The organism is Paenarthrobacter sp. NEAU-H11, assembly GCF_050573415.1.
Classification (GTDB): Bacteria; Actinomycetota; Actinomycetes; order Actinomycetales; family Micrococcaceae; genus Arthrobacter.
The window spans coordinates 1-6,971 of record NZ_JBNZGA010000033.1; the positions used below are offsets into that span (position 1 = coordinate 1).

Consider the following 6,971-nt stretch of genomic DNA (forward strand, 5'->3'; position numbering starts at 1 on the left):
CCATCGATTAAGAAAGCCTGGATCTGTTGTGAAAATCATTGCTGCCGATGTGTTTGTGACCAGTCCCTCCCGTAACTTCGTGACGCTGCGGGTCACCACGGAGGATGGTGTGACGGGTATTGGGGATGCCACGTTGAACGGGCGGGAGCTTGCGGTCGCCGCGTATTTGAAGGAGCATGTGGCGCAGTTGCTGATCGGGAAGGATCCGCACCGGATCGAGGATACGTGGCAGTTCCTGTACCGGTCCGCGTACTGGCGCCGGGGTCCGGTGACGATGGCGGCGATCGCGGCGGTGGATATGGCGTTGTGGGACATTAAGGGCAAGGTGGCCGGGATGCCGGTGTACCAGCTGTTGGGCGGGGCGTCGCGGAACGGGTTGCGGGCGTACGGGCACGCGTCGGGCGCGGATTTGCCGTCGTTGTTTGATTCGGTGCGGGAGCATCTGGAGCTGGGGTACAAGTCGATCCGGATCCAGACGGCGGTTCCCGGGATTAAGGCCGTGTACGGGGTGGCGGCGCAGGCGCAGGCTTCGGGGGAGCGGTATGACTACGAGCCGGCCGGGCGGGGTGCGTTTCCGGTGGAGGAGGACTGGGACACCCGTGCGTACCTGCGGCACCTGCCCACGGTGTTTGAGGCGGTGCGGAATGAGTTCGGTCCGGAGATCCCGTTGCTGCATGACGGGCATCACCGGATGACGCCGATCCAGGCGGCGAAGCTGGGCAAGGCGCTGGAGCCGTATGACCTGTTCTGGTTGGAGGACTGCACCCCGGCGGAGAACCAGGAGGGCCTGCGCCTGGTCCGGCAGCACACCACCACGCCGTTGGCGATCGGGGAGATCTTCAATACCGTGTATGACTTCCAGACCCTGATCAAGGAACAGCTGATTGATTACGTCCGGGCTGCGTCCACGCACTTCGGGGGGATCTCCCCGTTGAAGAAGGTGATGGATTTCGCGGCGCAGTACCAGATCAAGTCCGGTTTCCACGGGCCCACGGACATTTCTCCGGTGGGCTTCGCGGCGCAGCTGCACGTGGGCCTGGCGATCCATAATTACGGGATCCAGGAGTACATGCAGCATTCGGACAAGACCAACGAGGTGTTCGAGCAGTCCATGACGTTCGTGGACGGCTATCTCCACCCCGGGGACAAGCCCGGCATCGGCGTCGAGTTCAACGAAGAAGCCGCAGCCGCCTACCCCTACCAGCAGGCCTACCTGCCCTACAACCGCCTCATCGACGGAACGGTCCACGACTGGTGACCACGTACAACCCCGAAACCAAGCTCCGCATCATCGTGATGGGAGTGTCCGGATGCGGCAAGACCACCATTGGCGACCTCGTCGCCCGGGAACTCGGCGTGCCGTTCCTCGACGGCGACTCCCTCCACCCTGTGGAGAACGTCGCCAAAATGGCGGCCGGCACGCCCCTGACGGATGACGACCGCTGGCCGTGGCTCGCCACGGTGGGCACCGAGCTGGCCAACGCGGGCGACGGCGGCATGGTCCTGGCGTGCTCCGCCCTCCGGCGCAGCTACCGCGACGCCATCCGGGCCCAGGCGCCGGATACCGTCTTCCTGCACCTGCACGGGAGCAAAGAGGTCCTGAGGGCGCGGACTGAAGGGCGCACCGGCCACTTCATGCCGCCGGCCCTCCTCGACTCCCAGCTCGCCACGCTGGAACCTCTCCAGGCTGACGAAGCGGGCGTCGTCGTCGACATCGCTGCCGGCGTGGACGAAGTGGTGCGGGAAGCACTTGCCGGAATTGCCGTCGTCGCGCGCTCCAAAACTGGTGGCTCCGGCGGCGCTGCCGGCCCTGCCGGTGCCTCCGGCACCCGGCCGCGGCAGTTCGACGTCGACCTCCAGGCGGCGCCGTTCAACCTCGACGACGACGCCGTGGCCTGGGTGGAATCCACCCTGGCCGGCATGAGCCTCGAGGAAAAAATCGGCCAGCTGTTCATCAACCACAACAACGACTACTCCCCGGAGTACCTCGATGGCGTGCTGGAGAACTACCATGTGGGCGGCATGCGGTACCGGCCGGGCCCGTCCGCGGCAGTGCACGAGCACATCCGGTATGCGCAGTCCAAGACCCGCATCCCTTTGCTGGTGGCCTCGAACCCGGAAATGGGGGGAGCCGGAAGCTGTGACGACGGCACGTTCGTGTCCACGCACCTGCAGGCCGGCTCCCACCCGGACAAGGCCATCGCCCGGCAAATGGGACAGGTGGCCGGGGCGGAAACCGCGGCGCTGGGCTGCAACTGGGCGTTCGCGCCGATCGTGGACATCCACTACAACTGGCGGAACACGGTGATCTCCACCCGGTCCTTCGGGAACACCCCCGAGATCGTGGTGGAGCGCGCCAAGGAATACTTCGACGGCATCAGCGAGTCCCCGACGGTGTGCGCCATGAAGCACTTCCCGGGCGACGGCGTGGACGAGCGCGACCAGCACGTCGTCACCTCCTACAACACATTTGGGTACGAGGAGTGGAACCGGACCTACGGGCACGTGTACCGCGAGATGATCGGGCACGGCGTGCAGTCCATCATGGTGGGGCACATCGGCGCCCCGGAGCTGTCCCGGCATTTCCGGCCGGGCATGGCGGACGCGGACATCCTTCCGGCCACGCTGTCCCCGGAGCTGCTGCAGGACCTGCTCCGCGGTGAGCTGGGGTTCAACGGACTGGTCCTTACCGACGCCTCGCAGATGGTGGGCCTCACCCAGGCCATGAAGCGAAAGGACCTGGTGCCGGCCACCATCGCCGCAGGCTGCGACATGTTCCTCTTCTTCCGCAATCCGGCGGAGGACTTCGGCTACATGCTGGACGGCGTCAAGTCCGGCGTCATCACCGAACAGCGCCTCCACGACGCGCTGCGCCGGATCCTTGGACTGAAAGCCTCGTTGGGGCTGCACCGCAAGCCTGTGGACCAGCTGGTTCCGCCTCCTGCGGCGCTTGCCGTGATCGGAAGCGCGGAGCACCGGGCTGTTGCGGCGGAGATTGCAGACAAGACCGTCACCCTGGTCAAGGACACGGCGCACAACCTGCCCATCACGCCGCAGACGCATCCGAGGATCCGGCTGTACGGGATCTCCGGCGGGGCGGATTTCACCCGCGCCGATCCGCTGGCCTACCTGGACACCGTCAAGGAAGAGCTGCAGGCCGCCGGCTTCGAGGTGCACCTGTTCAAAACCGCGGACCAGCGGGAGGCTGCGGGGGAGACCGGTGTTAACTTCATGTCGATCATCGCCGAGGAAGCCACCGGCGACTACGCGGACAAGTACGACGCCGCGTTCGTCTTCGCGAACGTCAAGGGCTTCGCGCAGGAAGCGGCGATCCGGATCAAGTGGTCCTCGCCGATGGCCGCTGAGATCCCGTGGTACGTCACCGAGGTTCCCACGGTGTTTGTTTCGCTCAACCAGCCGAACCACCTGATCGATGTGCCGATGGTCAAGACGGCGGTCCACGCCCACGCAGGGTCCCGCGAGGCCATCCGGGCCACCATTGAAAAGATCCAGGGCAAGTCCGCATTCCAGGGCACGTTCAACGACAACGTGTTCTGCGGTTCCTTCGACACCCGGCTCTGACCGGCGTCAACCCCGACGGCTGGGACGAGGCCATCCGCCGGCAATCCAGCCCCAGAGCAGCAGCGGACGACGGCGGGACCCTCCGCCGTCGTCCGCTGCTGTGTGCCAGTGCCTCGCCAGGTCAGCCTGGTGGCCGGGCGTGGGCGGCGTTTAGTAGGCCTTGACGCGCTGTTCGACGACGAGGTGGATAAGCGCGAAAACGCCGTCCTCCTCGATGGCCGCAAGGGCTGCATCGAGTGCGGCGGGGATGTCCTTGTCCTTGGTAACAGTGACCCCGAAACCGCCGAAGGCCTTGGCCATCAGGCCGAAGTCCGGATTCTTCAGTTGCGTGCCGGAGACGCGCGACGGATAGTGCCGCTCCTGGTGGGTGCGGATGGTCCCGTACTCCTGGTTGTCCATGACGATCACCAGCGGCGTGGCACCGTACTGGACCGCCGTCGCCAGTTCCTGGCCGTTCATCAGGAACTCGCCATCGCCCGCAATGGTGACCACCCGGCGTGCCGGTTCCGCCAGCGAGGCCGCGATGGCCGAAGGCACGGAATACCCCATCGAGCCGTTACGGGCGCTGATCATGGAGGCGTACCGGCGGGTTGGGAAGTAGCGGTGGGCCCAGTTGGTGTGTTCGCCGGCGCCGAAGGTCACCATCGCATCCTCCGTAAGCCGTGGCACCAGGTTCGCCATCAGGGTGTCCATCCGCGCCCGGCCCGGTGCCGGAGAGGCCGGGGGCAGGGCGGCGAACCTTTGCTGCTCCGTCCGCATCCGCCCGGTCCAGGCTTTCCATTCCGCCTTGGCCGGCAGGCTGATGCCCGCGAGGTCGCGTACGAAGGCTTCCGGCTTGGCCAGGATTTGCCGGGAGACCGGGCCCGACCGGCCGCGGAGCGAAGGATCCACGGTAACCAGGAAGTTCTTTTTGCTCCAGTCCTGCCGGCAGACGAACCCGTCCGTAATAACATCGCCCGGCACCGTCCCTACAAAGACCAGCAGGTCGGTTTCCTCAAGGAGATCGTAGGTGGGGCGGGGCCGGCCATAGCCAATAGGGCCAACATAGGAGGGCGAATCGAAGGGCACCGTCCCCTGTGTCCGCCATTCCGCAGCTGCGGGGATATGGTGCCGCTCCAGCCAGGCGGTCAGCTGGTCTGCCGCCGCCTGGGTCCAGTCGTTGCCGCCGGTGACGAACAGCGGCCTGCTCGATTCTGCCAGTGCAGCACGGAGGGCGATAGCGTCCGTGCTGCTCATGCCACCGGAGGCCACGGGAATGGCGGGATGCAGCGCAGGATCGATCTGCTGCCGGATGACGTCCTCGGGCAGCCCCACCACCACGGGCCCGGGCCGGCCGCTCATGGCCGCAAACATGGCTTCCGCCACGATCTCGGACGCCCGTTCTGCGTGGTCGAGGACCATCACCCGCTTGGCGCCCGTGTCGAACCAGGACTTGATGTCGAACTCCTGGAAGGCCTCCCGGTCCCGGTGAGCGAAGGGGATCAGGCCCACAAACAGCAGCATGGGGGTGGAGTCCTGCCATGCGGTGTGCAGGCCAACATGGGCGTTGGCGGCGCCTGGACCACGGGTCACCATCGCCACGCCGGGGCGCTGGTTCATCTTGCCGTCCGCTTCAGCCATGTAGGCGGCGCCGCCCTCATGCCTGCAGACGACGGTTGCAATATCCGATGCGTGCAGGCCATCCAATACGTCGAGGAAGCTCTCGCCCGGCACTACATAGGTGCGCTCCACGCCGTGCGCGGCCAGCGAATCAACTATCACATGGCCCGCGGATTTGGTTGCTGGTTCTGGCTTCTCCGCAGGGGTTGCCTGCAGCTTGTGCTGCGCGGAGGATTCGACGGCGGCGTGCAGGACGCGCGGTTCGGTCAGGGTTGCTGCTGCGGGTTCCGTTGTCATGGTCTTTCTTTATTGTTCGGTTATCTGATGGGTGTGCGGTTGGCGATGACGGGGGAGAGGCCGGTGAAGCCTTCGCGGGTTTCGGCGATTTCGCGGATGCGGGTGCGGCAGGCGTACCAGCCTGCGACCATGAGGGCGGAGGCGATGGCGGTGACGAGCATGGTGAGGGGGGAGTCGATGAAGACCATGATGAGCACGCCCACGAGGAAGAGGAGGGAGAGGTAGCCGGTGTAGGGGGCGCCGATCATGCGGAAGGTGGGGCGTTCGAGCCAGCCTTTGTCGGCCCAGCGTTTGAGCTGGATCTGGCACAGGACGATGGTTGCCCAGGTCATGATGATGCCCACGGAGGCGACGTTGAGGACGATTTCGAAGGCTTGGGCGGGGACGAGGTAGTTCAGGGGGACGCCCAGGAGGGAGACGGCGGCGGTGATGGCGATGCCGCCGTAGGGGACGCCTGCTTTGTTCATGCGGGAGGCGAAGCGCGGGGCGGAGCCGTTGACGGACATGGAGCGCAGGATGCGTCCGGTGGAGTAGAGGCCGGCGTTGAGGGAGGACAGGGCTGCGGTGAGGACGACGAGGTTCATGATGACGTCCACGCCCTGGATGCCGATGGAGCCGAAGAACGTGACGAAGGGGCTGACGCCCTTTTCGTAGGAGGTGTAGGGCAGCAGCAGGGCCAGGAGGATGACGGAGCCGACGTAGAACACGGCGATGCGGAAGACCACGGAGTTGATGGCTTTGGGCATGATCTTTTCGGGGTTTTCGGTTTCGCCGGCGGCGGTGCCGACGAGTTCGATGGAGGCGTAGGCGAAGAGGACGCCCTGCATGAGGATGATCATGGGGAGCAGGCCGTTGGGGAAGATGCCGCCGTTGTCCGAGAGGAGGCTCAGGCCGACTTGCTGGCCGTCCACGGGGGTGCCGAAGATGACGAAGTAGGTGCCGGCGATGAGGAAGATGACCAGGGCGGCGACCTTGATCAGGGCGAACCAGAATTCCATTTCGCCGAAGACCTTCACGGAGACGAGGTTCAGGGCCAGGACCACGATCAGGGCGGTCAGTGCCCAGGCCCATTGCGGGACGGCTGCCATCCAGGGGATGTAGTTGCCGAAGAAGTTCATGTAGAGGGCTGCGGCGGTGATGTCCACGATGGTGGTGGTGGCCCAGTTGATCCAGTAGAACCAGCCGGAGACGAAGGCGGCTTTTTCGCCGAAGAATTCACGGGCGTAGGAGACGAACGAGCCGGAGGAGGGGCGGTGGAGGACCAGTTCGCCCAGGGCGCGCAGGATCAGGAACGCGAAGAACCCGCAGACGGCGTAGGCGATGACCAGGGACGGGCCCGCGGCGTTGAGCCGGCCGCCGGCGCCGAGGAACAGGCCGGTGCCGATCGCACCGCCGATCGCGATCATCTGGATCTGCCGGGGCTTGAGGTTCTTGTGGTAGCCCTTGTCCTCGGCATGCAGGGCGGTCTCGGAGGCATGGGCGTGCCCGCCGTC

General features: G+C 65.7%; 4 protein-coding genes. 2 read left to right on the top strand and 2 right to left on the bottom strand.

The features are described from left to right. The first annotated feature begins 28 nt into the window (after positions 1 to 28). Together manD and ACQ3DC_RS20995 are read left to right on the top strand one after the other, a co-directional pair. Positions 29 to 1,258 (top strand): D-mannonate dehydratase ManD, encoded by a 1,230-nt coding sequence (manD, locus tag ACQ3DC_RS20990; RefSeq protein WP_321215139.1) that lies wholly within the window; start codon positions 29 to 31, stop codon positions 1,256 to 1,258. Between the two features lie 38 nt (positions 1,259 to 1,296). Beyond that, a complete protein-coding gene (locus tag ACQ3DC_RS20995; protein ID WP_430753127.1) occupies positions 1,297 to 3,582 on the top strand; it encodes a gluconokinase, GntK/IdnK-type in 2,286 nt (761 codons plus the stop codon). A gap of 150 nt (positions 3,583 to 3,732) precedes the next feature. Here the strand turns inward: ACQ3DC_RS20995 and ACQ3DC_RS21000 are convergent, their stop codons facing one another. After that, complete coding sequence (locus tag ACQ3DC_RS21000) at positions 3,733 to 5,478, bottom strand: thiamine pyrophosphate-dependent enzyme (protein ID WP_430753125.1); 1,746 nt, start codon at positions 5,476 to 5,478, stop codon at positions 3,733 to 3,735. A gap of 20 nt (positions 5,479 to 5,498) precedes the next feature. Beyond that, positions 5,499 to 6,971: amino acid permease (locus ACQ3DC_RS21005; RefSeq protein WP_430753126.1), on the bottom strand; the 1,473-nt coding region annotated here is incomplete at its 5' end.